Annotated in this window: 17 protein-coding genes and 2 pseudogenes; 10 read left to right on the top strand and 9 right to left on the bottom strand. The window is 66.9% G+C overall.

The window, feature by feature from the left end; translation table 11 throughout:
- The first annotated feature begins 101 nt into the window (after positions 1 to 101).
- Entirely contained in the window at positions 102 to 1361 is a 1260-nt protein-coding gene (locus ACFY3V_RS37750) for a hypothetical protein (protein ID WP_389780105.1), read from the top strand.
- A 9-nt stretch (positions 1362 to 1370) separates the two neighbouring features.
- Here ACFY3V_RS37750 and ACFY3V_RS37745 read toward each other — a convergent pair whose 3' ends face one another.
- Together ACFY3V_RS37745 and ACFY3V_RS37740 are read right to left on the bottom strand one after the other, a co-directional pair.
- Positions 1371 to 2069: an alpha/beta hydrolase gene (locus tag ACFY3V_RS37745; RefSeq protein ID WP_362905578.1), complete on the bottom strand. Its 699-nt coding sequence runs from the start codon at positions 2067 to 2069 to the stop codon at positions 1371 to 1373.
- Between the two features lie 74 nt (positions 2070 to 2143).
- Positions 2144 to 3049: a hypothetical protein gene (locus ACFY3V_RS37740; protein WP_389780103.1), complete on the bottom strand. Its 906-nt coding sequence runs from the start codon at positions 3047 to 3049 to the stop codon at positions 2144 to 2146.
- A gap of 183 nt (positions 3050 to 3232) precedes the next feature.
- Between ACFY3V_RS37740 and ACFY3V_RS37735 the strand changes: the two genes are divergently transcribed.
- Positions 3233 to 4000: an antibiotic biosynthesis monooxygenase gene (locus ACFY3V_RS37735; RefSeq protein ID WP_362905556.1), complete on the top strand. Its 768-nt coding sequence runs from the start codon at positions 3233 to 3235 to the stop codon at positions 3998 to 4000.
- Positions 4001 to 4042: 42 nt separating this feature from the next.
- On the opposite strand, the gene ACFY3V_RS37730 is transcribed toward ACFY3V_RS37735, so the two are convergent.
- The 3 genes from ACFY3V_RS37730 to ACFY3V_RS37720 form a co-directional block, all read right to left on the bottom strand.
- Positions 4043 to 4180 (bottom strand): hypothetical protein, encoded by a 138-nt coding sequence (locus ACFY3V_RS37730; RefSeq protein ID WP_362905554.1) that lies wholly within the window; start codon positions 4178 to 4180, stop codon positions 4043 to 4045.
- A 20-nt stretch (positions 4181 to 4200) separates the two neighbouring features.
- Complete coding sequence (locus ACFY3V_RS37725) at positions 4201 to 6123, bottom strand: TOMM precursor leader peptide-binding protein (protein WP_362905552.1); 1923 nt, start codon at positions 6121 to 6123, stop codon at positions 4201 to 4203.
- A gap of 191 nt (positions 6124 to 6314) precedes the next feature.
- The gene (locus tag ACFY3V_RS37720; protein ID WP_350948642.1) at positions 6315 to 6512 is read right to left on the bottom strand and encodes a thiazolylpeptide-type bacteriocin; all 198 of its coding nucleotides are present in this window, start codon (positions 6510 to 6512) and stop codon (positions 6315 to 6317) included.
- Positions 6513 to 6779: 267 nt separating this feature from the next.
- Here ACFY3V_RS37720 and ACFY3V_RS37715 point away from each other — a divergent pair, with 267 nt between their 5' ends.
- From ACFY3V_RS37715 to ACFY3V_RS37685, 7 genes are all read left to right on the top strand, one after another.
- The gene (locus ACFY3V_RS37715) at positions 6780 to 8963 is read left to right on the top strand and encodes a TOMM precursor leader peptide-binding protein (protein ID WP_362905549.1); all 2184 of its coding nucleotides are present in this window, start codon (positions 6780 to 6782) and stop codon (positions 8961 to 8963) included.
- Positions 8956 to 10899: a TOMM precursor leader peptide-binding protein gene (locus ACFY3V_RS37710; protein WP_389780099.1), complete on the top strand. Its 1944-nt coding sequence runs from the start codon at positions 8956 to 8958 to the stop codon at positions 10897 to 10899. The genes ACFY3V_RS37715 and ACFY3V_RS37710 overlap by 8 nt, the downstream gene beginning before the upstream one ends.
- 39 nt (positions 10900 to 10938) lie before the next feature.
- Positions 10939 to 12558, top strand: coding sequence for a SagB/ThcOx family dehydrogenase (locus ACFY3V_RS37705; protein ID WP_389780097.1), 1620 nt, complete (start codon positions 10939 to 10941; stop codon positions 12556 to 12558).
- Positions 12559 to 12585: 27 nt separating this feature from the next.
- The gene (locus ACFY3V_RS37700) at positions 12586 to 15342 is read left to right on the top strand and encodes a lantibiotic dehydratase (protein WP_389780094.1); all 2757 of its coding nucleotides are present in this window, start codon (positions 12586 to 12588) and stop codon (positions 15340 to 15342) included.
- Between the two features lie 19 nt (positions 15343 to 15361).
- Complete coding sequence (locus tag ACFY3V_RS37695; RefSeq protein ID WP_389780092.1) at positions 15362 to 16462, top strand: lantibiotic dehydratase C-terminal domain-containing protein; 1101 nt, start codon at positions 15362 to 15364, stop codon at positions 16460 to 16462.
- Positions 16463 to 16653: 191 nt separating this feature from the next.
- Positions 16654 to 17808 carry an acyl-CoA dehydrogenase family protein gene (locus ACFY3V_RS37690; protein WP_362905538.1) on the top strand — a complete coding sequence of 385 codons (1155 nt, stop codon included), beginning with the start codon at positions 16654 to 16656 and terminating at the stop codon, positions 17806 to 17808.
- An 821-nt stretch (positions 17809 to 18629) separates the two neighbouring features.
- On the top strand, positions 18630 to 20825 hold the full coding sequence (locus ACFY3V_RS37685; protein WP_389780090.1) for a BTAD domain-containing putative transcriptional regulator: 2196 nt from the start codon (positions 18630 to 18632) through the stop codon (positions 20823 to 20825).
- Between the two features lie 69 nt (positions 20826 to 20894).
- Here ACFY3V_RS37685 and ACFY3V_RS37680 read toward each other — a convergent pair whose 3' ends face one another.
- The 4 genes and pseudogenes from ACFY3V_RS37680 to ACFY3V_RS37665 form a co-directional block, all read right to left on the bottom strand.
- Positions 20895 to 21884 (bottom strand): AraC family transcriptional regulator, encoded by a 990-nt coding sequence (locus tag ACFY3V_RS37680; protein ID WP_389780088.1) that lies wholly within the window; start codon positions 21882 to 21884, stop codon positions 20895 to 20897.
- Positions 21885 to 22288: 404 nt separating this feature from the next.
- Positions 22289 to 22957, bottom strand: a pseudogene (locus tag ACFY3V_RS37675) (integrase core domain-containing protein); the annotation flags it as partial.
- 69 nt (positions 22958 to 23026) lie between these two features.
- Positions 23027 to 23290, bottom strand: a pseudogene (locus ACFY3V_RS37670) (transposase domain-containing protein); the annotation flags it as partial.
- A gap of 260 nt (positions 23291 to 23550) precedes the next feature.
- Complete coding sequence (locus ACFY3V_RS37665; RefSeq protein ID WP_389780086.1) at positions 23551 to 24762, bottom strand: LacI family DNA-binding transcriptional regulator; 1212 nt, start codon at positions 24760 to 24762, stop codon at positions 23551 to 23553.
- 54 nt (positions 24763 to 24816) lie between these two features.
- Here ACFY3V_RS37665 and ACFY3V_RS37660 point away from each other — a divergent pair, with 54 nt between their 5' ends.
- The gene (locus tag ACFY3V_RS37660; protein WP_389780084.1) at positions 24817 to 26187 is read left to right on the top strand and encodes an MFS transporter; all 1371 of its coding nucleotides are present in this window, start codon (positions 24817 to 24819) and stop codon (positions 26185 to 26187) included.
- Positions 26188 to 26389: the final 202 nt, after the last annotated feature.

The following is a 26389-nucleotide window of genomic DNA, read 5'->3' as shown; positions in this document are numbered from 1 at the left end:
GGACATTCCGCCCCGCGCCGAACTAAGATCATCGAATGCTCAGGCCGCCCTCCGCAGCGCAGGTGACACCGCCTCAGAGAACGCGTGCACCGGTGCGCCGGGTGCTGCGACGAGTGATCGCCGTCGCGGTCGGTCTCTGCGCGCTGCTGGGCGCGGTGCGGCTCGTCGTGCCCGCCACGGCGGGTACGGCCGACGAGCCGCCCGGGGTCCGGCGGCAGCTGACGTTCCTGCGTGCGGCACTCGACGGCGGCGCCGGAGACCAGGCGCAGAACCTGTTCCCCGAGGGCTACGTCTTCCTGCACGTGCTGTACGGCCTGAGCTGGGTCGAGCTCGGCATGCGCGAACCGGCCGGCGAGCGGTCGGCGGCGCTGCGGGAGGCGCGCTGGGCGCTGGCCCGGCTGGAGTCCCCGTCCGGCCGCGCCCCGTTCAGCACGGACCTCACCCCGCCGCACGGCGTCTTCTACCGGGGCTGGACCAACTGGCTGCGCGGCGGGACGCTCGCCCTGCAACCGTCCGAGCGGCGCGACCCGGCCGAGCTGCGCCGGTTCGCCGACGACTCCGCCGCGCTCGGCGAGGCGTTCGGCGCCTCGGAGTCGCCCTACCTGGAGGCCTATCCCGGGCAGGCGTGGCCGGTCGACTCGATCGTGGCCATGGCGTCGCTGCGGCTGCACGACACGCTGCTGCCACCCCGGTTCGCCGGTACCGCCGACCGATGGCTCCAGGCGGTACGCCGGCGGCTCGACCCCCGCACCGGCCTGCTCCCGCACCGCGCCGACCCCGGCACCGGCGCCCCCGCCGAGGTGGCCAGAGGCAGCTCGCAGAGCCTCGGCCAGCGCTTCCTCGTCGAGATCGACCCGGCCTTCGCCGCCGAGCAGTACCGGCGCTTTCGCGACCTCTACGTCGTCTCCCCGCTCGGCCTCGGACCGGCCGTGCGCGAGTACCCCGTGGGCATGGACGGCCCGAGTGACGTCGACTCCGGTCCGCTCCCGCTCGGCGTGAGCCTGTCGGCGACCGCGGTGGCCCTCGGCACCGCCCAGATCCACGGCGACGCCCCGCTCGCCGAGGCCCTGGCGAACTACGGCGAGCTGGCCGGCCTGCCGATCGACACCCCCTGGACCAAGAGGTACGCCTTCGGCCTCCTCCCGATCGGCGACGCCTTCCTGGCCTGGTCAAAGACCGCTCGCCCCTGGGTGACGCCACCCCCCTCACCGCCCCCGGCGACCATCTCGCCCTGGTGGCGCACACCGCTGCTGGCGTTGCTGCTCGTCATCGGTCTCGCCCCTTGGACGCCCGCCCTGGTGCGGCGTCACCGAAACCGGCGTGCCCGTCCCGTACCGGAGGAGGTGACGGGCGAGGCGTGACCTTTGGCGTCATCCGCCGGCTCGACGAGCCGCAGCATAGCCTTCCAGGATTTCCGCCAGTTCCTTCGGCCGGCTGAGCGCGACGCAGTGCCCGGCGGCGATCTCGTCAGGGGTGATGTTCAGGCGTTCGGCCGCCAGGCGGCGGAAGAAGTCAGGCGGGAAGGAACGATCCTGGTCGCACAGCACGAATCTCGTCGGCACGTCCGGCCACGCGTCGAGGGGCCAGGGCTCACCCATCCGGGCCTCCGCCTGCGGGCGCTCCCTGCGCATGGCCTCCTCGGCCAGCTCACGCGGCACGTCGTGATAGAAGTCGGCGTACGGATCCCCGGTGCCGCCGGTGCTTTCACCGTCACTTCGTGCCTGCTCCCGTTTCGCGTCCTGGAAGCCGGTGTTCTCCCACCACTCCACCGGCGACTCGCCGGGCGCCGGAATCATCGCGGCCACCAGGACCAGCACATCGACCGGAAGCCGAGCGGCGACCAGGGGAGCGGTGAACCCTCCGAACGACTGACCGACCACGACGAGGTCCTCGCGGTCACCGACAGCCTCGATCACCGCGTCGGCGTACTCGTTCAGCCCTGCCGAGTCGTCGTCGCAGGGAAGGTCCGGAGCGACCACGTCGTGCCCACGGGCCCGTAACTCGGCCTCCACCAGGTGCCAGTACCAGCCGACGTCTCCCGCGCCATGGATCAAAACGAAGGTACTCATAGCCGGCGACCGCCTGTCATCTCATCGTGTCGGGACTCGTTAGACGGGACTCACTAGACTGGTCGTTCCCTCCGTCAGCCGAGGTCGAAGGCGACGTCGGTGAGGTTGACCGTCCGCACCTCCGGGTCGTCGAGCAGCTTGCGCAGGTCGGCGAGTGTCCAGCCGTCGATGACGAGCCCGTACACGACGCCCTCCTTGGCCGTTCCGGTGAGCGAACCGTGGCTCAGCCCGAACTCCTCGAGGTCGTCCCCCGCCCTGAGCAGCCCGACCCACCTGCGGAACTCCGCCAGCGCCGCCTCGGGCTCGGTCTCGCACTCGTAGGTGAAGTCCTCCCAGTACTCCTTGTTCATGCCCCGGTTCCAGACGACCGCGCTCAACGGGGGATCGCCGCTGGAGTCGTCGTAGTAGTACGGGGAGTAGATGTAGGAGACGTCCCCTCCTCCGCAGAGTTCGTGCCTCCGGTTGAAGGCGACGAGTTGCTCGGTGGTCATCGAGTGCGTGAACTCCAGGACCGCGACGGCCCGAAGCGTCTGGGGGAGCGCGTCGATGGCCTTCCTGGCCTCTTCCGTCAGCTGCTTGTCGGCGCCGAGTTCTTCCCATTCCACCGAATCGACCGTGTCGGCGAGGTTGCCGGACGGTCCGTCGAAGGAGGGGGCCCGGACGGCGCCGAACAGGTCCTCCGTGATCTCGTACTCCTTCCGGTCCTCGCTGGGACCGGCGCGGCGCGGCTCGCCCCGCAGCGTGTAGGTCGTCTCCAGCAGTCCTCTGCGATCGCTGTAACCGTAGGTCAGGCGCTTGTCCGGATTCGTGACGCGGGCCGCGGTGCCGTACACCAGAGCCGTCCGCTCGTTGTCGAAGCCGACGAACACCCACAGCACTCGATCGGCGACGACGAGGGTTAGGAACAGCGCCGAGGCGACGGCCAAGACCTTGACGAGAGACCTGGTCACGTACGCCCAGTCGGGCTCACTCACGTTCACCGGCGCGCGCTCCTGTGACCTAGATCAAATCGGGTACGGCGCACCATAACCGCTCGGAAACGGCGCGGGTGAGAGAACGCGGTAGGAAGGTAGGTTCCGGATTGAACTGGATGTCGGCTCTCCACCGATCGATCATCGACGCGTATGATTACATACTTACTTGATCACTCGAAGGCGGAGACGATGATCGTTGAGTATGTCCGGTACCGCGTCCCCCGCCCCGACGAGTTCGAGGCCGCCTACCGCCGCGCGGTGGTGCCGCTGGGCAGGGCGCCCCAGTGCCTGGACTACGAGCTGTCGAAGTGCGCCGACGAGCCGGGCGTCTACATCCTGCGCATCGTCTGGACCTCGGCGCAGGGTCACCTGGAGGGCTTCCGGGGCAGCGAGCACTTCACGAAGTTCTTCGCCGAGATAAAGCCGTACGTGGCGGACATCGAGGAGATGCGGCACTACGAACCGGTGATCGGAAAGACCGAGCCGGTGCTCACGAAGACCGAGCCGACGCTGTTCGACTGGGCGGGCGGCGCGTCGGCGTTCGAGCGGCTGACCGAGACGTTCTACGGCCACGTCCGCGAGGACGAGGTGATCGGCCCGCTGTTCGCGCACATGGACCCGGACCATCCCCGGTACGTCGCGCTGTGGCTGGCGGAGGTCTTCGGCGGACCCGACCGCTACACCCGCGAACGCGGAGGCTATCCGCACATGCTCTCCCAGCATCTCGGCAAGCACCTCACCGAGCGACAGCGCCGCAGGTGGGTGAGCCTGCTGATGGACGCGGCCGACGAGGTGGGGCTTCCGGCCGACCCCGAGTTCCGGGCGGCGTTCGCCGGATACGTCGAGTGGGGCACCCGCCTCGCGGTGGAGAACTCCCAGCCGGGTGCCACCCCGCCTCTCCAGGCACCGGTCCCCCGCTGGGGCTGGGGAGTCGCCCCGCCTTACCACGGCGGATAAACCTCACCTCGTCCGCCCGGCACGCCGGACCGGCCGGGGGAGTCAGGTGATCCCGCTCGGTTCGGCGGGGACGGTGTGGCGGGCATCGATGAGCTCGCGGATGGCGCCGAGCGCGGTCCCGGCGTGGGGTTCGGAGGTGGCCACGACCACCGAGCCTCCCGCCAGACCTCCGACGACCATCGAGCCCGGGAAAGCTCACGCTAGGCGAACGGGTGTGGCACCTGATGCAGCTCCGAATCATCCAGGTCGGTGGTTCGCCATCCGGCGCGGCGGAACGCGCTACGGGTTCGGGGCATGTGCAGGGCGCGCTGCCGCGACCAGCCGAAGTCCATGGGCAGTAGTCCCGGCGCGATCACGCGCACTGTCCGCAGGCCCAGCAGTTCCTGTTCCGGTGCCGTCTGGTCGACGACAAGTACGTCCAGCCCGGCATCGACCAACCGGTCGCGGCAGTACAGCAGGTCCGTCAGCAGGTCCGTGCCCCCAGGCCGAGTCTGTTCCCACTCCCGGTACAACTCGGCCATGGGGGTCAGGTGTCTGTTCGACAACAGGAAGCCGGCATGGTGCGCCATCCTCGGCGACGCGAAGAGTGCCGGATGGTCGATCAGCGTGCGGACCTTGCCGAAGTCCTCGGTCATCGCCCGGACCTCGTCAGCACGTGTGGTGAACTGATCAGGCATGGTCGGTGCGAAAGAGGCGACCTCTGACAGCGCGGATGCGACAGCCTGCTCCGGATCCAGGGACGCGCCGGACGCGAAGGTCAGCGTACCGGGACCGCCATCTCGGCGAACCGCCACCGCGAGCACGGCAGGCACCGACAGGTCGATTCTCATGTCGAACAGGCGCACGTCGTAGCCGCAGAGCCGCAGACGGTCGATCATGAAGAGGGACTCTCCGTGACACGTGGCCGGATCGATTTCGGGCAGCGATGCTCTGCCGTACCACGTGAGCATGAAAGAATCGCGCTCGATCAGCTCAAGCATCCCGTGCAGAATCGCCTCCTCGACACTCGCACCGCTCGCGCAGCCGCTGGAGCACTCCATCACGAAGTTGTGGGTGCTCTCCGCCCCGCCGTAGTAGACGGTGCGCTGCGGCACCAGAACCGCCCGCTGGTCACGCAGCGAGTAGCCCCAGACCCATGGAATCGGCTGATCGGGGTCGAACCTCGAGTACGCGCCCGATTCGTAGACCTTGTCCGCGTAGACCCCGCACTCTCGGGGGTCGAGCGCTTCCGCGGACAATTCGTGAAAGGTGTTCACCGTGACTGCGGTCCAACGCCGTTGCTCAAGTCCGGCATAACGTTCAAGTGCTTCGAACAGCCCGCTGATCTCGCTGGTCTCGAACGAACTGGTCTGGCCGCTCCATTGGATCTCCTGCAGGCCGTTACCATCGTGAAATCGGAACATGCCGAAACTCGGCGACATGGTAGGAGACAGGTCGTCGCGGTGCGCGTAGCGGCCGACCGCGCCGCAGACTGGATTTGTCAGTGCCGAGATCGGCAGGTCGTAGTCCCGTAGGCGATGTTCCCGGTAGCGGTCCGGAGCCGGTTTCGATATCGAGCGCAGGTCGAGGACGGCGCGAGTCGCAGTATCCGGTTCACGCGGTAGACATACGGAACATGCGGCGTCCATCAGCAGGTCGAATCGAGACACTCGCAGGGTCCGCAGATTCAGCTCGTAGACAGGGGCGATCCCCGGGCGCTGACTTCGGCTTTCCACGGTGCGCGTCTGCAAAAGGTTCCACAATTGCCAGATCGATTCAAGTGCGAACGGCGTCAGGTATGGCGAGGAAGCCATCGACCGCGACTGCCGCCCACGCTCGATCGCATCACGTTCCGGTGCGGCGCGCAGGCGCTGCCATCGCAGGGCCAGACATTGCCCGCACGGGGCTGAGCGGCTACGTCCGGCGACCACCGGTCCGAGGATCGCCGACCCCGCAGCGAAATAGATCGGAACGAGGCCGGGACCCTTTTCCGCTTCCGGTAGGTACGGGTGAGTCGCGTCGCGCAGACCGAGTACCGCCACGTCGGGCAGCGCTCCCTTTCTCGGCCGCGAATTCAGATAGCGTAGAAGCCTGCCCGGCGCCGATTCGCAGGCCTCATTGTCGTGCTCCGCCGATAATGCCACCTGCTCCGCCTTTCACACGAGAAAAAACGAGCTCTTCCGGCGTACGCCGCCACCGGCGCCATGATTGAGCAGAGTCGGCTACCTGTGGAGTCCACAGGTAGCCGACGGGAATCAGTGAGAATTCAACGGGCAGAGACGAGATCTGCGACGTCGCACTGATTCCGTGTCGCAGGCAGCCCTGCTAGAGATTACTAGCACTCTCCGCTCTGGGTCCCGCTGCTGCAGCTCGTGCTCGTGGTGCTGGTGGACCCGCAACAGCTCGTGGCGGCTGCGACAGGGGACAGGTGAATGTCGACGTCGGTGTAGTCCGAAACCTCGAAGGTCTCCGACCCCAGCTGTTCCAGCTCCTGGAACAAGTCCGATAGTGGCTTCTCGACGATGGTCCGCACTGTGGACTTCCTTTCGTTCGCACGGTTGGGCTGAACAGGCAAAGTATTACAACGGCTGCTTTCACGCCGCTGTCACCCGCGGAGACAGCGGAAAGGGAAGTGAAAGGACCTGCGGCCATACTTCTGATGCGGGACGTACGGCGCCCGACATCAAATGCCAAGGAAGTGATCTCGACGATGACTGCTACCGAGCTCGGGCCAGGAGGGGGACAGGGGAATCCTTCGAGGGCCGATGATTTCTCCGTCCGGCCCAGGCTGGGCCATGACGTGCTTTTCTACGACGTCGGCGACAAAGTCGTGGTGCGCAACACCGAGAAGGTGTACGTCGTCAAAGGACAGTCGGCGTACCGTTTCATGTGCTCGCTCGCGCCGTATTTGACAGGCGAATACACGGTCGCCGATCTGTGCGCGGACCTTGCGCCTGAACGGCAGGAAATGGTCGTCTCACTCGTGCGTTCGCTGATCGACAGCGGTTTCGCGCGAAACGTACGCCGGGCGGGCGACGTCGATATGGACCCCACCGTCGAGCAGGTGTTCGCCTCGCAGCTGAACTATGTGGAGCACTATGTCGACGAGGCCAAGGCGCGGTTTCTGCGCTTCCGTACGGCAAAGGTGCTGATGCTGGGTACCGGCCGCGTGAACCGGGCGGCGGCCGAGAGTCTGCTGCGCAACGGACTCGGTTCACTGAGCCTGGTCGCGTCTTCGCCGAAGAGCGCGGCCGGGGACACCGCCGTGGCCATGGCGGGACTGGCCGAGTGCGTCGCGGACTTGACCGAGGCCGGCTGTCCCCCGCAGGTTCGGCTGTCGGACCTCACCCTGGACGACGCCCTCGCGCCGCACGCCCTGATCGGATACGACTTCGTGGTCGCGTCCGGCGACGACATCGGTATGGCCGCGCTGCGGCGACTGGTCGACGCCGGAGTGAACGGCGGTCCAGTGGTGCTGCCCGCCACCTCGATCGGTTCGAAGGTGGTCATCGGTCCGGTCACCCGCCCGGCGACCGCAGGATGTTGGATGTGCTCCATGCTCCGCTACGGAGCCAACGCCGAGCCGCGCGATGCGGCCGCCCTGTGGCGCGGCATCGCGTGCGGAGTTTTCGGTCCAGAAGCTCCAAGGCTCAATCCGCAGCTCGCGGCGATGGTGGGCAACATGCTCGCCTTCGACCTGTTCCGGCTGATCACCGGTTGCTTCGACGCGGAGACGGACCATGGCGTCCTGATCCAGGACATCTCAACGCTGGAGGCCAGGCGCGAGCGGCTGTGGCCCCATCCGCTCTGCCCCTCCTGCGCGGAGCATCAGGACATCGGCGCCGCCACGCCCGTCACGCCGGCCGTCGTCCACGAGGAGGCGCCGCGATCGTTCGGTGGCGATCACGATGACAAGGAGCGGCTCAGAACACTGCTGAAAGAGGCCGATGAACTGGTCGGCCTCTACACAGGTGTGCTGTCGTCGTTCGACGATGTGGCACTGGACCAGTCGCCGCTCAAGGTCGGCAGGGTCCGCCTCGGAGCCCAGGCCGGATCCGACGTGCGCCCCCGGCTGATCACGGCGTTCGATCTGCACTATGTGCCCGTCGCGCGCCGAAGCGCGCTGCGCGCCGCGCTGCTCGCTTATGTCGGCCAGGTGGCGAACGTCCGGCATGCGGTCACCGGTTCGATGGAGACGCAGCACACGCTTGCCCCTGCCGGCCTGTCCACCTTCACGGGGCTCGCGGTCGAGGGACGCGAGACGCTCCCGTGGCTTCCCGCGACCTCTCTGGTGACCGGGGAGCAGCGGCTGGTGCCCGCCGCAGCGGTTCATCCGATGTCGGCGCTCAACGCCGACTCGTTGTTCGAACGAAGCGGGGCGGGTGATGGAGCCGGAGCGAGCATCGGTGAGGCCGTCCGGACGGGCCTGTTGTCAGCGATCGCGTTCGAGGCTCTGCGTGAGGCCGTTTCGGGACGGGGTGAACCCCGTCCGATCCACTGCGGGGATCCTGAAACCGGTTCTGAGCTGGAGTTCTTGCTGAGAACCTTCGGCAACCTGAACGTCTGGCCGGAGGTGCTTGAGATCTCCCGCTGGCGGAACGCCGGCGTCGTCCTCGCTCGAACCCCGGACTCTGCGGACAGGCCCCTGTGGACCGTACAAGCCGCGTTGTCCCAGCGGGCCGCGCTCGTCGGAGCCCTGAGAGATCTTGCCGGACTGGTTCAGATGCGTCATCTGGCGAAGATAGATGAAGTCGACCTCGGTGAGCCGCTGTTGCCCGGATTCGACGCCCGGGCCGTGCACGCATCCGAGGATCCGCTGCCGGCCACGACGGACAACCCACCCGGCGACGTCGCCGCCCTCGTCGGCGAACTCACCGACGAGGGCCGCGACGTTCTCGTCGTCGACACCACGCCCCCAGAGCTCAGGTCTCAGGCGGCTGTGGTGACCTGCCGGGTCCTCCTGGGGCGATGCAAGAGTGAATGACCGGGTCCCACAGGTGCTCGCGCACGGTCAACGACTGGTCGCCGACTACCTTCACGACCGATTGACCCGGACCGCCGGGCAACTCGACCGTCCCGTGACGATCCGCGTGGCGCTCCTCGGCGCACAGGACATGCTGCGGCAGCTCGACGCACCGGATACGGACACGGCAGGCTTACTGCCTGTCCATCTGCACGGCGGTGCCGTACTGCTCGGCCCGTTCGACAGCGAGCGCCCCTGTTTCCACTGCTTGGCAAGACGGTGGCAACAGGTGCGGACCGGAGTGGAACGCGATGCGCTGGGGAGCGGACGATCGGTCGTCGCGCACCACGCGTCCCCGTTCCTCGCACGGTTCGCGTTGGAGGCGATCTGGCAGACCGTCCAGCGGATCGTCCAGGTGTCGCCAGGGCAAAAACCTACCGACCGGCATGGCCATCCGTTCGTGCACGAGCTACGGCTGAAAGACCTGACAGTGCGACGTCATTCGATCGTCGCGGACTCGCAGTGCCCTCGATGCGGCGTTCCGGCCGAAGACAGTGCCGACGCCGCTCGCATCGTTCTGCGCAGCCGACCAAAACGATCGATCAATGACTTCCGGATCAACCCGGCCGCTGACTACGACCTGGAACCGGACGCGTACGCGAACCCTGTCTGCGGGATGGCCGGCACCGGCGCGGACCTGAGCATGACGAGCACGACGACGGCGAATGTGAAAGGCCGTATCGACATTCCAGGTGGCGAGTACGTCCATGAAACGTTCTGGGCCGGTCACTCCGACAGCTACGCCCGCAGCACGATCCTGGGAATACTGGAAGCCCACGAGCGGATCGCCGGCACACAGCCTCGACGATTTTCGAAGCCGGTGGTCGACACGTACCGGAACCTGCAGGGCTCAGCACTGGATCCCGCCGAATGTGGCCTGTACCCCGCAGAGTTTTACGCCAGTACCCGGCATTACACGCCCTACCATCCTGATCTGGCGATTCCGTGGGTGTGGGGCTTCTCGCTGCGCGATGAGCGTCCCCTTTTGGTCCCCGCGGCGATCACCTATTACCACCTGATCGACCAAATCGGCAGATTCGTCCAGGAATGCTCAAACGGGTGCGCATCCGGTAGCTGCCTGGAAGAGGCGATCCTCCACGCCATCCTCGAACTGATCGAGCGTGACGCGTTCCTGATCGCCTGGTACACCAAGCTGCGGCTGCGCGAGATCGACCCGTACAGCAGCGCGACGGTCCGCAGCCGTCTGATGATGGACCGAATCTCGATGTACGGGTACGACATCCGGCTGTTCGACGCCAGAATCGAATTTCCGATACCGGTCGTGGTCGCTGTCGCCCAACGCAGAGACAGCGGCATGGGCAGGCTGCTCTTCGGTGCCGGGGCCAGTTTTGATCCCGAGGAGGCGATCGCCTCCGGCCTGTACGAGGTCGCGTCCGCGATTCCGGATTTCGCCGACTACACGAAGCTGCGCGCCGAAGAGCTCACCACGAAGGCGGCCGACTTCGACAGGGTTCTTTCGCTGTCCGATCACGCCCCGCTCTACGGGCTGCCCGACATGGCCCGGTATGCCGCGCATCTGCTCGGAGACAACGGCCGTCCCGCCGATCTGCCCTCGGTGGAGGCGGTGTTCCGGGGCTGGCAGCACGACCGGCCGCGCACCCTCGATCTGCTCGACGACCTCAGGCTCTGCATTCGGTCCGTGGTCGAGGCCGGCTTCGACGTGATCGTGGTGGACCAGACATCACCGGAGCAAGCGGAAATCCCCCTTCGCACGGCGAGCGTGGTGATCCCCGGCATATTGCCGATCGACTTCGGGTGGAGCCGCCAGCGCGCCTTGCACATGAAGCGGACCCGCACTGTCCTGCGCCGGGTCGGACTCCGCGACAGCGATCTCGAAACCTCGGAGCTCAACAGGGCTCCGCATCCATTCCAATGAACCGGCTCGCCGGTATGGCGCGGACTTGAGGAGTCATGTATGGACACGGAGCAAGCCATCGAAACGGCGAGCGACTATGTCGCCGCGATCATGCGCCGCAATCGATCGCCGACGGAGGACTGGGGCCTCAAACCCGATTGGGCTGACCAGCCACGAATGCACAACGTCTATCCCGGCGTCACCCCCATCCCGTTACCGGCCGCGAAGGTCGCGCTCGCCTCTCTCGAAGGGAGCCTGGCCGGGCAGGTGCCCGAGAACGGCGGCGCGTTCACCATGCCGATGCTCTACGAGATGCTGCGGGACTCCTACGCGTACGGCGGGCGGCGACTGGCGGTGACGGTCAACGACGACACAGTGGCTCTGCCGCATTACGCGCGTGCGGTCTGGTCTCGCGGCACGGCGTCCGGCGGCGGCCTGTATCCGCTCGAGATCTACTGGGTCTGTGGCCCTGGCGGACCGATGTTGCCGGGCGTCTACAACTACTCGCCGGCACAGCACGGTGTCCAGAGACTGCTGATCGGTGACGTGACGAGTCAGGTGCGTCGGGCGATCGCGCCGGCGGAGGCCGCGGGCGACCAGTTCCTGCTCGTGACCGTCAAGTTCTGGAAGAACGCTTTCAAATACCGGACCTTCAGCTACCACGCGGTCACCATGGACGTGGGCACGGCGCTGGGGACCTGGCAGTTGTGGTCACGGGCGGCGGGAATTCCGCTGCGCCCGCTGCTCGATTTCGATGAGGAAGCACTCAACCGGTTGCTGGGCGTGCGGACGCACGAGGAAAGCGTGTTCGCCGTGGTGCCGCTGCCCTGCGGCGAAGGCTCCTCTTCGGAGGGCCGGCACGAACTTCGAGTCACCGCCGTCCCCAGGGAGAGGTCACGCACCGTCGTCCGGCATCCCGCGGTCGAGCGGGTACACGCCTCGACCGTCACCACCCGGTCGCCCGGTGATTCACCGGCTGAGCGGTTGAAGGCGGCGAGGCCAGGCCACGACGCTGGCAGGGGCGACGGAGTCAAGCTGGCCGATCCGCTCCCGCTCGACGCCACCGTACGGGAAGCCCTGCGCGGTCGTCGGAGCAGCTTCGGCAGATTCAGCGCGCAATACGGTCTTGGGCAGGCCGAGTTGGGTGCGGTGTTGCGTGCGGGCACACTCGGAGCCCGGCTCGTGTCGGATGTCAAACATTCAGACGGCACACCGGAGCTGACCAGGCTGGCCGTTCTCGTCAACCACGTCGACGGTGTCCCCGCGGACGCATACGACTACGACGTCGCCACCAACACGCTGCTCCCCCTCGGCGTCGGGGTGAGCACATCGTTCCTGCAGCGCAACTACTTCTTGAACAACTACAACATGGAACAGGTCGCCGCCGTCGTCACGGTGCTGGCACGGCCGCACGCGGTGATCGACGCCACCGGCCAGCGAGGTTATCGGTTCCTCAACGCGGAGGTCGGCGCCGCCGCCCAAGCCATGTATCTGGCCGCGGCCGCGGCGAACATCGGCTGCGGGGCCGCGCTGGGCTTCGACAACGTGTCGTATGTCGAGCACATGGACAGGCAGCGAGACCTGAGCCGCGATGACGATGGCCAGGAGTGGCCGTTGCTGATCGTGATGCTGGGGCACGAGCGCCGGAAAGCTCCCGACTTCCACTTCCGCCTCAGTTGATCTCGCCGACCCGAAGAGGTGATGCCGGTGATAGACCGTGATTTCAGGCTTGGCATTGGTGCCCCGGTGGGCCAGGAGAACGGCAGGCAGTGGATAGTCACACCGCAGTTCATGCTGCGGGTGGCCGGGATGCCCATCGATGCCGTGGCCCCTTTGGGCAACCCGCGGGGGGTGCGATGGGCCGACGCCGTGCTGGCGGCCGAGACCGCCATGGACACGGCGAAGCAGGTGATCGCTGACGCACTGCAGGAGTCCATTGCGGACAACGACGACGAGCATCAGCGTCGTCAGCTCCTTACGCTGAGGCGCGATGTCTTCAACCGACGGCTCCCCAAGAACATGGCATCGGCCAGGGCGCTCGCCGAGCATCTCGGCGATCAGGGGCGCGCCGCCTTGCTCGGCTGGCTGGATCAGCGCGCCGCCTATGACGAGGAACTCCGGCAAGGCACCGCCGTTCTGGCCGAGGAAACCGAACTGGCGCGCGCTCACTTGCGTGAACTCGCACGCGATCCGAGACTGCGCAATGGCGTGTTGCTGGCGTCTCCTTCGCTGGACCGCTACCTGCCGGCCTATCTCGACGCCGGGGCCGGCCCGCTGAACAAACGTGCGCGCCGTATCGAGCGGTCGCTGCTGGAGTACGTGTATCGCACCGCCTGCAAGACGAGCCCTTTCAGCACGTTCACCGCGGTCGCGCTCGGGCGGTTCGTGCCCGGCAGCGGGTCCCTCTTCCCGGAGATCGACCTCGATGTCGTCTGGCGTAGCCACGCCCGCCTCAACGTCGCGGCGCTGGCGCGCTTGATAGACGTCATCGTCGACCAGCTCGCCCTACGTCCGGAACTTCCGGTGCGCCTGACGTCGGGCTCGCGGGCGGATACGGAGCGGGTGCGCTATGTGCGGCGGGTCCGGGTGGTCGGTGACGACGACACCCCGATGGGCGTGGACAGCATGCGCGAGAACCTCTTCTACCTCCCTCAGGGCAACCTGCTGCAGGAGGTCATGCGCATCCTGGGTGAGCGGGCAGAGGTGTCCTTCGGGCATCTGGCCGAGCTGCTCAGCGCGGCCGATCGGCCGAACCGTTCCCCTGAGGACGTGCGCGAGTATCTGAGGCGCCTGCTCCAGCTCGGCCTGCTCGTGGCGCCGACCGTGCATTTGGACGTCCACAGCACCGACCCGGTGGAATCGTTCCGGCATGGCCTGGTACGGCTGGAAACGCCATGGGCGCACGCGGTCGCCGACAGGCTCGGCGACATCTCGGAGTTGGTGAAGCAGTACCCGTCAGCCGATCACGAGGCCCGCAGAAAGCTGATCGGCACGATCCGGTCGATCTTGGAGGAGGCGCAACGCGAGCTCGGCGCGGTGAAGCCCAGCATGCCGAGCAACCTGGTGTACGAGGACGTGTGCGTCCCCGGCACCGGCGCGGTGGCCGACCCGGAGGCGTGGCGGCGGTCGTTGACTCCCTCCCTTTGCCAGGTAGCGCGGTTGTTGCCGCTGTTCGACTCCACGGTGCCGCAACGGCTGAGCCTGCACGGATTCTTCACCGCTCGCTACGGAGTCGGTGGACGTTGTGATGACGTGCTGCGCTTCGTGCACGAATTCCACCAGGACTACTACACCTACTACCTGAAGGTCACCTCGCGACCGAGTTTCGACGAGGACGGTGCGTTCGTCCCCGACCCGAACTGGTTGCGATTGCCCGAGGTGGAGGCGATGGCCGAAGCACGGGAAGAACTGATACGCCGCATGAAACTGGCAGCGGCATCCGACACCGACGTGATGCTCGACGATGAGTTCGTCGACGAGGTCTCCGGCCTGGTGCCCGATCATCTGCTTGACCTGGAGCCGAGGAGTTTTTTCGTTCAGCTCGGCGACGACGACGGTGAACCGTTCGCCGTGGTGAACCAGACATACAGCGGTCTGACCCTGTTGTTCTCTCGCTTCGTGCACTGCTTCGACGACGTCGAACGCGGTGGACTGGCCGCTGAACTGCGTGACGAACTCGCCAAGCTGCAACCGGCCGACGCGGTGTTCGCCGAGGTCACGGGCGGGTACGACACCACGAACCTGAACCTGCATCCAGCGATCACACCGTACGAACTGGTCTGTCCCGGCGATGTGAGTTTCCGGAGCGAGTCCGAACAGATCATGGTGGACGAGCTCAGCGTGCTCCACGACGAGGAGACCGGCAGGCTGCGGCTGTACTCCTGGCGCCTGGGCCGCGAGGTCATCCCGGTCTACCTGGGCTTCATCATTCCACCGGCACTGCCCGAAGTGCAGCGGGCGATGCTGCTGTTCTCCCGGACCATATTCGCCACGATCGACATGTGGGGCGGCACGCGTGCGCACGAGCGGATCAAGACGATCAGGAGCCAGCCGAGAGTCCGCTTCGGCGACCTGATCGTGTCAAGACGCAGGTGGACCGTACACCCTGATTTCCTCCCCGCACGCACCACCGCGGACGGCGACGCGGAGTCGTTCCTCGCCTGGCGGCGCTGGCGGCGGGACCACGGCCTGCCGCAGCGGGTTTTCGCCTCACTCGGCGCAGTGCCGCTCAGGCCCGACGCGAGCAACGCCATGCCGACGTTCAAACCCCAGTACATCGACTTCGGCAGCGTTCTCTCACTCCATTTGCTGGACCGATTGGCGCGTGAAGGCAATCGCCTGATCGTCCTCGAAGAGATGCTGCCGGACATCGAGCAGATCTGGCTGAAATCGGCTGAAGGACGGTACGTGGCCGAGCAGACGATCGAGATCACCGGCACGAACCGGCCGCTGCGCGGTCATTGAGCAGACAGGGGAGACACGGATGACATCAGAGCCGTACATCGTCGACGATCCTCGGGCGCGACCTGCCCGTTCGCCGGGTGAGTGGCAGGCGCTGCACATCTTCTACAGCGCCAATTCCCAGCCGATTCTCACCGACTGCGTCGCACCGCTGGTGCGTGACCTTCGTGATCGCGGACTGCTGGAGAGGTACTTCTTCATCAATTACTGGATGGAGGGCCCGCACGTCCGGCTGCGGCTGAAGCCGGCCACGGAGGCGGCCACACCCGCGGTCCGCGCGGCGGCCGAGGCCGCCGTACAGGAGTTCCTGTCGAGCCGGCCGGCGCTTTACGAGTTCGACCAGGACATGCTGAAAGCGCAGGAAGATCTGTTCATCATGGAATATCCCGACGAGAATGAGCGACGTCGGATGTACCCGGACGGCCGGATACCCGTCCAGGGCAACAACACATTCCACTACCGCCCCTATCATCCGGAATACGATCGCTACGGCGGGCCTGTCGGAATACCTCTCGCGGAGCGGCACTTCGAATTCTCGAGCGACCTGGTGATCAAACTGCTGCAGACGGCCAACGTGCATGTCCGGCCGGTGCTGCTGGGCCTGGCCGCCCAGCTCATGATGATCAGTGTTTCCACTTTCATGCGGGACACCCGTCAGATGGCGCGCTTCCTGGAGCGTTATCACGACTACTGGAACTCGTCGTTCGGCCTCGACTACTGGAGCTCGACGACCCGCATCGTCGAAGACAGTACCGCCAGCTACCGCGTGTGTTACGACTCGATGAAGGACGTGCTCACGACGCGGTTCATGGACACGCACAACAGCATCCAGCGAGGAGAGCCGGACCGGTTGACCGGCTTCCGGGCGATGTGGGCGCGACACTGGGAGACCCTGCGTGAACAGGTGCTGGAACTCGGGACCGCCGGCAAGCTCACCTTCGTCAAGGCAGGCACCTCCAGAGCGCCCAAGGTGATCTCCGATCCCGAGATCCTGCTGCCGCACCTGCTTGCGTCATACATCCACATGACGAACAACCGGCTCGGCCTGCCGATAGCCGACGAGGCCTACCTGGCGTACATCCTGGCGCGTACCCTCCAGGACAACGTGGGATCCGCGCCTTGACGTCGTGAAAAGGCGGTGACGCGGCCGATCGCCCCGTTCCGCCGCCCGCGAAAACTGATCGAGGCGCATTCGGTGTGACTCAGGTGCTCTGGTGCGGCGGCGAGGCTGTCGCTTATCCGCTGTTTTCCCTGGAATTCGGCTCTCTCGTCAACAAGAAGATGTTCTTCGTCCCCCACGAATGAAGTGAGCACATGACCATGCAGACAGCCCACCTGCTGGATCTTCCCGCGCAACTGGAGCCCGCCATCAGCGCGGCCACCGGCGAAATGGAAGCCGGGCGGGACCTCCCCGAGAAGCTGGTGCGGGAGTTGCGGGACAGCGGCGCCTTCCGCCTGCTCACGCCGCGGGAGCTCGGCGGCTTCGAGGCCCCGCTGGAGACCGTACTGAAGGTGTACGAGGGGTTCGGCCGGCTCGACGCCTCCGCGGGGTGGATCGTGTGGAATGCCAATTGGGGGTTCATCGGCGCGCTGCTCGACGAGCCGGGTAACGCCCGGATCTGGGGACCGGGTCCCGAGCCGGTCTTCGCGGCATCGAGCATGTTGGGGATCGCTGTCCCGTGCGAAGGGGGTTACCGGCTATCCGGTTACTGGAAGCTTGTCAGCGGTATCAGTCACGCCGACTGGTTCGCCGCGGCCGCCTACATCAAAGAGGGCGACGACGTGCTCCTGACAGAGGAGGGCATGCTCGACGTACGGTTCTTCATGCTGCGCCGGGAGCAGCTGTCCGTCAAGGACACCTGGCATGCCGGCGGCCTGCTCGGCTCGGGAAGCCACGATGTCGTGGTCGAGGACGCCATGGTGTCCGACGAACTGGTCGTGCGCGTGGACGTGCCGGCCCGCATCCAACGGCCCCGCTACCAGGGCTACATACCCTCGCTCGTCGTCCCCGGCTGCTCTGCCGTCGTCCTCGGGGTCGCCCAGACCGCCATCGAGGAGACGGTGGCCCTCGCGCTCTCCAAAAGGACGATGACCGGCGGCACGCTTGCCAAGTCGGCACACACCCAGGCGGTCATCGCACGGTCCGAAGCCGCGCTGCGGGCAGCCCGGCTGCTGCTGCTGTCCACGGCGCGAGACCTTGACCTCGCCGGAGAGAACGCCGAGCCCGTCACCCTCGAGCGACGAGCCGCACTGCGCGCCGCGATGAGTCACGCCGCGCAGGTCAGCCGTGAAGTGCTGACGGCCATGTACGAGCTCGGCGGCTCCACCTCGATCTATCGGGGCAACGCCGTCGAGCGGCTCTTCCGCGACGGGATGGTGGCGCTCCAGCACCACAACCACTCCGCCGGCTTCTTCGAATCCGCCGGACGTGTCCGCCTCGGCATGGCCCCCGCCCTGCCTGTCTTCTGACGGCCCCGGTGCGGTCTTGGCGCGGCCCGGATCGGTGGATCGGCAGGCTGAACACATCCGCTGATCCACCGATCACCCCCCTGGTCGGTGCGGCCGGTGTCGGCGATCGCCTCCTGGCCGCGCAACGTGACGTTGCCGCACCCTGGATTTTCCCCCTCCGCCCTCGTCGGCTTCGACCAGGCTGCTGAAGGCGTGAATCCGTCCATCCACAAAGCGAATCCGAACGCCAGGAAAAGGACTTCTCCTACCCGTGCCCGTGCAGGAGCCCGCTGCCGGGTCGCCAGGGGGACGGGTTCCGTGTGACATGGCGCGACGACCTCTGCGGACCGGCGTGACCATGTGCGTCTTGAAAGCGTCCCCGGTGATGCTTCCGCTATCCCGAACGCGCAGTGGATAGGACGTGACGTGGATATTTCCCGTGGTTGTGTGTAATTAGGCTTATCCGCGCATCTCATACGATGAGGCGGAAATCGACGCAGGAGGTGCACCGCCCGCGCGATCGGGACCGCATCCGTTCCGCCACCACCGGATTCGGAACGCGCGGGTGTGCTGTTCCATGACGAGGACTTCGCGGAAGGATTTCTTCACACGGTGCCGCCCTGCTCTGTCTCTCGCGTGCCTGGCGCGGGTTCCGGTCCTGCAGTTCCAGCAGGCCGGCCACCCGTGCGAGGCCGTAACCGTCCGTCAAGACCACAGAGTCGCCCGTACCACCTGGGGACGAAGAGCCGCAATGAGTGGATGCTCGTCCACCGAATGACCGAGGGCCGTCGAATTCCGAAAGGCCGGTTCGCATGAACACGGGCGCTGGGAGGGGGCTGCACGTGGCCGTACTGGGTCCCTTTGAAGTGCGAATAGGGGCGGACCAGGTCGAACTGGGTTCGAACCGCCTGCGGACGCTGCTGGCCGTCTTGGCACTGTCGGCAGGCGAGACGGTGTCGGTGGACCGGCTGGCCTCGGTGGTATGGGCGGGGGGGCTGCCGGACAACGTCCGGCGCAGCGTCCATACCTATATAGCCCGGCTGCGCAACACGCTCGGCGCCGAGGTGATCAAGACGACGTCACTGGGCTACCAGATGCAGGTGGCCCATGATCAGGTCGACGCGCTGCTGTTTCGCCGGCTGCTTGCCGAGGCGACGCCGGTGCGGGGCACCGAAGCCGAGCTGGCGCCCCTGGAGCAGGCGTTGGCCCTGTGGCGGGGGCAGCCGTTCGAAGGGATCGACTCCCCGGCACTGCACGGGGCCGATGCCGCGCACCTGCTGGAGCTTCATGTGTCGGCTGCGGAGCGGTGGATCGACTTGGGACTGGCCGCGGGGCGCCACAGCGCGTTGGTGCCCGAGGCCCGCAAGCTGGCAGCCCATCATCGACTGCACGAGCCGTTGTGGGGGCGCCTGCTCCTGACGCTGGACGGCTGTGGCAGACGAGCTGAAGCCCTGTCGGCATACGAGCGGCTCAGGCGCAGGCTGAGCGAGGAACTGGGCACCGCCCCATCCGCGGAGCTGCAGCGTATTCACGCCGACCTGCTGCAGGATCGGGCGGTGTGGGGGGTGCCGATCACGCCACGCCAGCTCCCGGTGGACGTAGCCGAGTTCACCGGCCGGGACGAGGAGCTGAAGCGGCTGGACGGGTTGCTCAGCGGGAGCAGCAGGGTCTGCGTCATCACCGGCACCGCCGGCGTCGGCAAGACCTGCCTGGCCGTGCACTGGGCACACCTGGCCACTGAGCGCTTCCCGGGCGGCCAGCTGTACGTCGATCTCCAGGGATTCGGGCCGGGCGAGAGCGCACTGGACCCGCACGAGGCTCTGTCCGGCTTTCTGCAGACCTTGGGCGTGCCCAAACCCCAGATCCCGGTGGATCCACAGGCCATGATCGCGCTGTATCGGACACTGCTGGCAGGCCGGCGCGCGCTGGTGCTGCTCGACAATGCCCGCGATGTCGAGCAGGTACGGTGGCTGCTGCCCGGGGGTACCGAATGCATGGTTGTGATCACCAGCCGACAGGGGCTCAGCAGCTTGGTCAGCCAGCACGCGGCTGCGTTGCTCACGCTGGACGTTCTCACCTATCGCGAGTCCCGGCAGTTGCTCACCCGCCGGTTGGGCCGTGAGTGCATCGAGGCCGACGCGCGCGCCACCGATGAGATCATCGATTTGTGCGGGCGGCTTCCCCTGCCCCTGGCCATTGCGGCGGGCCGCGCGACCGCGACGCCGTCCGTCCCGCTCGCGGCGCTCTCGGCCGATCTGCGTCGTGTCCGTACCGATGTCAGTGTGCTGGCCACCCGGGATGCCCGCACCGACATGCGCACCGTGTTCTCGCGCTCCTACGACCTCCTGCCCTCCGATGCGGCCCGCCTGTTCTCGTTGCTGGCGATCCATCCGGGGCCGGACATCGCCCGAGCGGCTGTGGCCAGTCTGGCGGCCGTCGACCGGTTGCAGGCCGACCGGCTTCTGGATGTTCTCCTGGAAGCGCACCTGGTGGCCGAGGCCGTTCCCGGCAGGTTCATGCTGCACAACCTGCTTCGCACTTACGCGCATGATCTGGCCGGCGTCCAGATCCGTCAGCAGGCGGCACGGCGGGTGATCGAGCACTACTTGCACACCGCATGCCGAGCCGCGCGGCTACTGGCGCCGGAGGCGCTCCTGATCGTTCCCAACCCTCCGGCGCCAGGCGTACGGCCGGAGCGTCTTGTACACCGCCGGCAGGCGCTGGATTGGTTTCGGGCCGAGCACGCGGTCCTGTCCACCGTTCTGCGCCAGGCGCTGACGAACGACTTCCCCTCCCATGTCATCCAGTTGGCGGCGGCGTTGACGCCTTGGTGCGATCATCAGAGCGACTGGCACACGAAAGCCGACATCCAGCGGCTCGCTCTGAAAGCAGCCGAACAACTGGGCGACATCGCGGCCATGATCAGGGTGCGGCAAACCATCGCAGCGGTAACGATCAACCTCGAACGAGCAAACCAGGCACCCGCTTCCGGCAGCACGGTGATCAGCCTCGACCGGATCGAAGTGCCCGGCGGATGAAGCCGCTGATCGCCGAGTTCCCTGTCACCACCGGCCGACCGGCCTGCTCGGGTGGAGCGGCTGTCACGCTCACCGATGTCCTTGCCGGGTGCTGGACGGCGGTCGGCCGTAGGTCTGCCGGTACAGGGCCGCGAAACGGCCGAGATGGGTGAATCCCCACCGGAGGGCCACATCCGTGACGGTTGTCTGGCTGTCCGTCTCGGCGGCACGGACCAGATCGGCATGGGCGTGAGCCAGCCGTACGGAACGGAGATAGGCCATCGGGGTGGACTGCAGATGCTCGCGGAAGCCGAGCTGGAGGGTGCGGACGCTGACCCTGGCCGCGGCGGCGATGTCACCAAGACAGATCGGTTCGCCGGCGTGATCTTCGCAATAGCGGGTCGCACGCCGAAGAGCGGCAGGGATCCACGAGGCGGGGATCTCGCCGAGTTCGTGGGAGTAATTGTGGGACTGGGAGGAGAGCAAGGTGTGCAGCAGGAACTGTTCGAAGTGATGCTCGGCCAGCTTCGAGGCCGCGAAGGGCAGCGTACCGCCGGTACCGGCCGACGACAGCATTCTGAACGTGTGCCCGAGCGCGCTGGTGGTATTCACCCCTGGTTCGAACCGCAGTCGCTCTTTGGGAGGATCACCCAGGTAGGTCTCAAGCGTCTCCTGCAGGAGTGCCGAAGGAATCTGCATCACTGTCACTTCGTGATCGAGGCTCCAATGCATGTCGATCTTCTGCTGGGGGCCTATGAGGGAGATCGGTGCGGTGACGTCCCCTCCGTTGAGTGTCACCTCGCCGCCCCCTCGCAACGGCATGATCGCGTAGAAGTTAAACGACTCCGACGTCCCGGTACGAATCTCTGCCCCGTACGACGCGGTGTACAGAGCGATCTTTCCTTTGTGGAGAAGCTGGTATCGAGCGCCGTGCGGGTGTGACTTGACAATCTGAAGGTAGTAGGACGGGTAATGCTGTTCCAGCAGTTCTCGCAGCTGATCGGTGCCTGCGGTAACAGCCGGATGGTTTGTCGACGGGCCTGGGGTGCACCCCGACCCCTGTGAGTTCAAATCCTTCATCGCGCTGATCTCCCCTGCAGGCTCTGCCGACCGCCACGTCGGCGCGAGCGGTCGCGCCTGATACTCGGTATGGAGACTGCGTCGATCTGATCGTTGATACGAGGCAGGGAGGCTGAGTTCGGCGGCATGATGACGTGGATTCCGAAATGCGCGTATCCGTGCCATCTCCGCGGCGGAAGGAGCATGAACTCTTCCCTCTGCGGGAAGCAGATCGGCGACAGGCCACGATATTGCAAATGTGGATCAGGGTCTTTATAAGGCTTTTTAAATAAATCGCGCCTTGGTGGGTTGTGGATAAATTTTCCCCTCGACTCGCGGAACTCCTGGAACCTGGGCCGCCCCGGCGAAGTCGGAGGCTGGATCGCTTGGTTTTCGATCGCCAGGAAGGTGCTGACGGTTGACCGGTGGAACGTCCCCTCGCACTCAGTCGGAGGAACGTTTCCGCAGTAAGAATGTAGCCTTTCGGAATTATATCGGGCAACCCACTCCATGGTGGCAATCGTCGCATCCATGACACCTTTCCAGCCGCCATGAAACTCGATGAGCTCCTTCTTTTAGAGACTGTTCAGCGACTCCGCGACGGCATTGCCATACGAATCACCCTTGCCGCCCACAGAACGAGCCGCACCAACCTTGTCAAGTCGTTCCGTATAGCGGATGGAAGTGTATTGAACACCCCTACCGGAATGGTGAACAAGGTCATCGACGACGCCTTCACGCCGAACCGCTCGCGATGGGTGTCGATGAACTCGACTGGCGTGGCAGTTTGGGATCGAGTTCCCGGGCGAAATACGCCGAGGCGGCTTTCAGGATCTCGTTCGCCCGACGCAACTCGCGATTCTCGCGCTCTCGAGTTCGGTGATCCGCCGGGCGTCGGACGTCGAGATCCCCGGACGTTTCCCGCCATCGACCTCGGCCTGGCGCACTCAGGTCCGCAACGCCTCACGGTGCACCCCGAGCCGATCGGCGACCCGGGCCGGCACGCCCGCCCCCTCACCGGCCGCACGCAGCTCAAAAACCATACGGACAGCGCGTTCCAGCAGTTCAGGGGCATATTTCCTCGGTGGTGCCATAACTCCTCGCCCTTCCAGGTATCGGAGCCTCCGACCAGCTCGGGGTGACCCAACCCCGGCCCCCAACCTCTGCCGGGCCTGGGTAACCGCTCCACGCGTCGGTGGCTCCCATCGCGTTCCCGGCGCCGCCGTGAGCAGGCCGGTCGGCTTCTCCGCGACCTCCTCATAGTCGTCGTCCGCGAACAGGCACAACGCCATCAGCAGGTAGAGCATCACATGCGCGGGGAGCTTCCGCACCCGCTCCTCACGGCATCCGTGCAGGTCGATCGCCTCGTCCAAGACCTGCCTCGGCACCAGCGACGTCAACGCCCCCAGGCCTACCAGATCCAGCACCCTTGATCCACTCCGCCACCCGGCGGACGCTACCAGTACAAACCCCTACTTAAACGGCATTAGGTTGGCAGTGTGTTCGCCCACGTTGACACTCCATCATCGGAATTGTTAGGTGTTTCCGGGTTGCGATGGTAGCGGGCAAGAGATGGAAAAGTCAGGAAATAAGAAAAATAGAAAAACGGCCATCCGTACACGACACCTACGTACCACTCCTACAGGGAAGCCATGTTTCCTGGGTCGTCCGGGGAGAAAAAGTCCACTCAAGGTCGTCGGGTGGAGGTGCGGCTGATCAGGTGCCAGGCGACGTCGGTGTCCCGGTCGGCCGGGGTGAGGTGGCCGAGGGCGGTGCGGGCGCAGCGGGCGCCCTGGTCGCGTAGGGACTGGGCGATCGTGGTGAGCCCGGCCGGGGCGGCGGCGTCGGAGTCGTCCCAGCCGCTGAGGGTGAGGTCACCGGGCACGGTGAGGCCCAGGTGGGTGGCGGCGCGCAGGACGCCGAGGGCCAGTTCGTCGCTCATCGCGGCGATCGCGTCGCAGGCGTTCGGGCCGGTGAGCAACTCGGCCGCGAGTGTCTCGGCCTCCCGTGCGCTGTTGGTGGAGCAGACCGCCACGCGGACCTGTGACCAGTCGCCGCCGGTCTCCGCCCAGGCGTCGCGGTAGCCGCGCAGGCGCTGGCGGGTGACCCGGAAGGTCGAGGTGTCGGGGTCGATGCCCGCGGGCGCGTCGGCCGAGGTGGTTCGGGAGCCGGCGTCGGTGACGCCCGGGGTGCTGTCGGCGGTTCCTGAAGCGGTGCCGGTGTTCTGGGGAGGCCCGCTTCCGGGAGCGTCGCTCGCTTCCGGAAGCACACGACTGCCGGGGACGCCGAAGGCGACGCGGGAGACCCTCGCGCGGTCGAGGGGAAAGCTCAGCACTCCCGGGTGACGCGCTCCCGCGAAGACCTCGCGGCCCACGGCCGCCGCCGCGCCGCGGTCGTCGGCGGCGACGAAGGAGAGGCCGTCGCGGCGCGGACCGCCGTGGACCACGGCGGGCAGACCGGTGGCGGTGATGGCGTCGATGACGGGGTCGTCGTCGGCGGTCGTCCAGACCACGAAGGCGTCGACGGCGGCCTCGGTGACCCGGTCGACGTCGGAAGGGCTTCCCGTGACAGGGACGAGCGTGAGTGCCATGCCGTGGTCGGCGCAGACCTGGGCGACACCGGACAGGAAACGGGTGGCCTGCGGGTCGTCGAAGGCGTAGGTGAGGTGCTCGCCGAGGACGACGCCCAGGTTGCCGGTCCTGCCGCTGCGCAGTGAGCGCGCGCCGGGGTGCGGGCCGGGGTAGCCGAGGCGCTCGGCGGCCTCGCGGACCTTGGCCCGCGCCTCGTCGGAGACCCGGCCCGGCTGGCCGTAGGCGTACGAGACGGTCATCACCGACACTCCCGCCGCACGGGCGACCTCGGCCATGGTCACCCTGCGTCGCGTCGTCCGTCCGCTCATGGTCCGAGGGTATCTGTGTATCGATACACAACTGATGTGTGTATCGTTACACATATGGCAGGAGGAAAGGGCAGAGTTCGGGCGCGTACCGCTTATATGGGGTTCGCCGCGTTCGGTGCTTTCTGGGGGGTGTGGGGTGCCTCGGTGCCCGCGATCCGCGCCCAGGCGGAGCTCGGCGACGGGCAGTTGGGTACGGCGCTGCTGTTCGTGGGGGCGGGAGCACTGCCCGCGATGCTCGTCACCGGAAGGGCGGTCGATCGCTGGGGGCTTCGGGTGGCCGCGTTCCTGCTGGTGATGCTCGGCGTGGTGGGGACGCTGGTGGCCGTGGCGGGCCGTGACTTCTGGAGCCTGTCGGCGGGGCTGGCGCTGCTCGGTGCCTCCTCGGGAGCGGCGGACGTCGCGATCAACGCGGCGGCGGCCTCGGCGGAGCGGGCGTCGGGCAGGCCGGTCATCACCCGAGCGCACGGCACCTTCTCCGCGATGGTGGTGGTCGGCAGCCTCTCCGCAGGGCTGCTGCTCGGCGGCCTGGGGGTGCCGGTCGTCGTACCGTTCCTGCTGGTCGCGGCGGCCTCGGCCGGTGCGGCACTCGGCGTCGCGGCCGACCGGCGAACCGCCTCGGGCGCCGAGGGAGCCGTCCGGGAGGCGGCGGGAATTCCCTCCGTCGGCGGGAGTGCCGCTCCGGACACGGTGAAAGCCTCTCCGGTCGACGAGAAAACCGCACCGGTTCCGGCGGGGGCCGCTTCGGCCGCCGAGGATGCCGAGAATGTCGTCCTGGGCGCGGCGGGGGCCGCCCGGGGGCGGCATGTCGTGCGCCTGTTCCCGTTGCTCGTGGTCGGTGGCCTGGGCGCGCTCGCCTTCGCGGTGGAGAACGCCCACCAGAGCTGGGGTGCGGTCTACCTCGCCGACGTGGCCGGCGCCGGTCCCGCGCTCGCCTCGGCCGGTCCGGCGGTCTTCGCCGCCGTCGTCGCCCTCACCCGCTTCGCCGCCGGCGCGCTCGGCTCCCGGTACGCCACGGTCGTGCTGATCTCCGGCGCGGTGACGGCCGCGGCCGGAACCCTGCTGGTGTCCGGCGCGCGGTCCGTTCCCGTGGTCCTGCTCGGGCTGGCCCTGGCCGCGGCCGGTACGGCGGTGCTCTTCCCCACGCTGATGGGCGTCGTCGCCGCCCAGGTCGGCGAGGTCGCCAGGGGGAGGGCGACATCCGTGGTGGCCACCGTGGCCTACCTCGGCTTCCTCGCCGGTCCCGTCTACGTCGGGCGCTGGGCCGAGACGACTGACCTGTCAGGGGCGATGGTGGCCGTCGCCGCCCTCGCCGCCGCCCTCGCGGCGCTGTCCTGGCCCGCACTGAGATCGGCCGTCCGCACCGGCTCCCCGTGGGACCACGGTGACCTTCACCACGCGGAGAAGATCAGCGCTCGAACCCCATGACGCCCGTCTGGCCCCTGCCGGTTCGCCCTCGCGGCCTGCGTACAAGGTTTTCCTGGCACGCGAGCGCTCGATGGAAAAGATCGTTTACTGCCGGTCATCACTTTCAATCTGCCGAAGCGGATGCTTTCGATCTGCCGAAGGGGTGGCTTTCGATCTGCCGAGCGCCTGCCTTTCGATCTGCCGAGATTTCGAGGCGACCGGA

This window comes from Streptosporangium sp. NPDC000095 (assembly GCF_042899335.1).
Classification (GTDB): Bacteria; Actinomycetota; Actinomycetes; order Streptosporangiales; family Streptosporangiaceae; genus Streptosporangium.
The sequence above is the reverse complement of the archived record's forward strand: the minus strand, read 5'-3'. Positions and strand labels throughout refer to the sequence as shown.

Bases quoted from the DNA above. Each gene is read 5' to 3' on its own strand.
- ACFY3V_RS37745 (WP_362905578.1), bottom strand. From the start codon at position 2,069: ATGAGTACCTTCGTTTTGATCCATGGCGCGGGAGACGTCGGCTGGTAC.
- ACFY3V_RS37735 (WP_362905556.1), top strand. From the start codon at position 3,233: ATGATCGTTGAGTATGTCCGGTACCGCGTCCCCCGCCCCGACGAGTTC.
- ACFY3V_RS37730 (WP_362905554.1), bottom strand. From the start codon at position 4,180: ATGGTCGTCGGAGGTCTGGCGGGAGGCTCGGTGGTCGTGGCCACCTCC.
- ACFY3V_RS37705 (WP_389780097.1), top strand. From the start codon at position 10,939: ATGGACACGGAGCAAGCCATCGAAACGGCGAGCGACTATGTCGCCGCG.
- ACFY3V_RS37695 (WP_389780092.1), top strand. From the start codon at position 15,362: ATGACATCAGAGCCGTACATCGTCGACGATCCTCGGGCGCGACCTGCC.
- ACFY3V_RS37690 (WP_362905538.1), top strand. From the start codon at position 16,654: ATGACCATGCAGACAGCCCACCTGCTGGATCTTCCCGCGCAACTGGAG.
- ACFY3V_RS37680 (WP_389780088.1), bottom strand. From the start codon at position 21,884: ATGAAGGATTTGAACTCACAGGGGTCGGGGTGCACCCCAGGCCCGTCG.
- ACFY3V_RS37665 (WP_389780086.1), bottom strand. From the start codon at position 24,762: ATGAGCGGACGGACGACGCGACGCAGGGTGACCATGGCCGAGGTCGCC.
- ACFY3V_RS37660 (WP_389780084.1), top strand. From the start codon at position 24,817: ATGGCAGGAGGAAAGGGCAGAGTTCGGGCGCGTACCGCTTATATGGGG.